This window comes from Sphingomonas bacterium (assembly GCF_903644055.1).
Classification (GTDB): Bacteria; Pseudomonadota; Alphaproteobacteria; order Sphingomonadales; family Sphingomonadaceae; genus Sphingomonas_I.
In genome coordinates this window covers 1-2,601 of the sequence record NZ_CAHJXD010000006.1, presented here as the reverse complement: position 1 = coordinate 2,601, position 2,601 = coordinate 1, and the positions used below count along the sequence as shown (strand labels likewise).

Genomic DNA, 2,601 nt, shown 5'->3' with positions numbered 1-2,601 from the left:
CGCGCGCGACGCACGATCGGCCGCGCGGCCGGGCCGGCGATTGGCTGTGGCGCGCGGCCGTGCTCGGCGCGGTTGCCTGGGCGCTATGGCAGGCGGCGGGCTATATCCTCGCCACGCTCAGCCTGGGGGAAGTCGGCACGGCGCTCGGCCTCGCCTGCCTGACGATGCTGCGCGTCATCGTACTGATCGCGCTCGCCAGCCTGGTGTGGGTGCCGATCGGGGTGTGGATCGGCCTCAACCCTAAATGGGCCGAGCGGTTGCAGCCCGTCGCGCAATTCCTCGCGGCCTTTCCCGCCAACGTCTTGTTCCCGTTCGCGGTGATCGCGATCCTGCACTGGCGGCTGTCGCCCGATATCTGGCTGTCGCCGCTGATGGTGCTCGGCACGCAATGGTATATATTGTTCAACGTCATCGCCGGCGCGAGCGCGATCCCGACCGACCTGCGCGAGGCGGCGGGCATGTTCGGGGTGCGCGGCCGGCAATGGTGGCGGCAGGTGGCGCTGCCCGGCGTCTTTCCTTATTATGTCACCGGCGCGCTGACCGCGTCGGGCGGGTCATGGAACGCCAGCATCGTCGCGGAGGCGGTGTCGTGGGGCGACCAGCGCCTCGAGGCGCACGGGCTCGGCAGCTTCATCGCCAAGGCGACGGCGGCGGGCGATTATCCGCGCGTCGCCCTCGGCATCGCGGTGATGGCGATGTTCGTGATCGCGTTCAACCGCCTCGTCTGGCGGCCGATGTACGCCTTTGCCGAACGCCGCCTGCGCCTCGCCTGACCTTGTTCGATCCGGAGACGCCCTCATGGCAACGCTGATCCCCACGGCCCGCCCCCTCGTCCAGGTATCGGGCCTGCGCCACTTCTACGGCAACGCCTCCGGCGCAGTGCCCGTGCTGGAGGACGTCAACCTCACGCTCGCCGAGAAGGAGGTCGTCGGCCTGCTCGGCCGCTCGGGATCCGGCAAGTCGACGCTGCTGCGCTCGATCGCGGGGCTGATCCGTCCCAGCCAGGGCGACGTGCTGTTCCTGCCCGACGAGACCGGCGCCGCGCCCTCGGTGGCGATGGTCTTCCAGACCTTCGCGCTGTTTCCATGGCTGACCGTGCTCCAGAATGTCGAGCTCGGCCTCGAGGCGCAGCGCGTGCCGCCCGACGAACGGCGGACGCGCGCGCTCGCCGCGATCGACCTGATCGGCCTCGACGGTTTCGAGAACGCCTATCCCAAGGAATTGTCGGGCGGAATGCGCCAGCGCGTCGGGCTCGCGCGCGCGATCGTCGTCAATCCCTCGGTTCTGCTGATGGACGAGCCCTTCTCGGCGCTCGACGTGCTGACGGCGGAGACGCTGCGCACCGATCTGCTCGATCTCTGGTCCGAAGGGCGGATGCCGATCAAGTCGATCCTGATCGTCACGCACAACATCGAGGAGGCGGTGCTGATGTGCGACCGCATCCTGGTCTTCTCGTCCAATCCGGGGCGCGTGGCCGCCGAGATCAAGGTCGAGCTGCCGCAGCCGCGCGACCGGCTGGACCCGGCGTTCCGCGCGCTGGTCGACAACATCTACGCGCGGATGACGGCGCGCGCGCCCTCGGCGCCGGCGCGCGACGGGCTGTTTCCCGGGACCGGCATCTCGATGGTGCTGCCCCGCGTCTCTACCAACGCGCTGGCCGGCATGATCGAGGAGGTGGATTCGAACCCGTTCAACGGCCGCGCCGCGATGGCCGATCTCGCCGACCAGCTCCAGCTCGAGATCGACGATCTTTTCCCGATGGCCGAGACGCTCCAGCTCCTGCGCTTCGCCGAATTGCAGGGCGCGAACATCATGCTGACGCCGCCCGCGCGGCGCTATGCCCAGGCGGACGTGGACGGGCGCAAGGCGCTGTTCGCGCAGGCTTTGCTTGCGCATGTCCCGCTCGCCCAGCATATCCGGCGCATCCTCGACGAGCGCGCCGGCCATACCGCGCCCGCGCGCCGATTCCGCGACGAGCTGGAGGATCATATGTCCCCCGATTATGCCGAGGAGACGCTCAGGACGGTCACGCTCTGGGGGCGTTACGCCGAGGCGTTCGCCTATGACGAGGATAGCGACCGCTTCAGCCTGGAGGATGCGGTGTGACCTCTGCGCGCACCTCATCGCGTCGGACATTCCGCTGCCGCTTCGCGCCCGGCCAGGCTAAAACCGCCCGATGATCCTGTTCCTGCTATCCTATCTCGGCGGCGTGCTCACCATCCTGAGCCCGTGCATCCTGCCGGTGCTGCCGTTCGTCTTCGCGCGCGCCGATCAGCCGTTCGTGCGCAGCGGCCTGCCATTGCTGCTGGGCATGGCGGTCACCTTCGCCAGCGTCGCGACGCTGGCGGCGGTGGGCGGCGGCTGGGCGGTGCAGGCCAACAGCTATGGCCGGACGGCGGCGCTCGTCATCCTCGCGCTGTTCGGTATCCTGCTGCTCTTCCCGTCGATCGCCGACCGGGTCACGCGGCCGCTGGTGGCGCTGGGCTCGCGGCTGTCGCAATCGGCGACCGGCGGACAGAGCGCCGCGTCGAGCTTCGCCGCCTCGCTGCTGCTCGGCGTCGCCACCGGCCTGCTCTGGGCGCCGTGCGCGGGGCCGGTGCT

The 2,601-nt window shown here is 69.7% G+C and carries 3 protein-coding genes; all 3 read left to right on the top strand.

Translation table 11 applies throughout. From position 1 onward, the window contains the following. Positions 1–773 (top strand): ABC transporter permease subunit (locus tag HUU94_RS00250; protein WP_174273133.1); only part of this gene is annotated, 773 nt, incomplete at its 5' end. Positions 774–798: 25 nt separating this feature from the next. After that, positions 799–2,106, top strand: coding sequence for an ABC transporter ATP-binding protein (locus HUU94_RS00245; RefSeq protein ID WP_174273132.1), 1,308 nt, complete (start codon positions 799–801; stop codon positions 2,104–2,106). A gap of 70 nt (positions 2,107–2,176) precedes the next feature. After that, positions 2,177–2,601, top strand: a 425-nt coding sequence (locus HUU94_RS00240; protein WP_302480166.1) for a cytochrome c biogenesis CcdA family protein, incomplete at its 3' end; no start/stop codon positions are given.

Excerpts from the sequence above, each read along its gene's own strand:
- HUU94_RS00245 (WP_174273132.1), top strand. The coding sequence starts at position 799 with ATGGCAACGCTGATCCCCACGGCCCGCCCCCTCGTCCAGGTATCGGGC.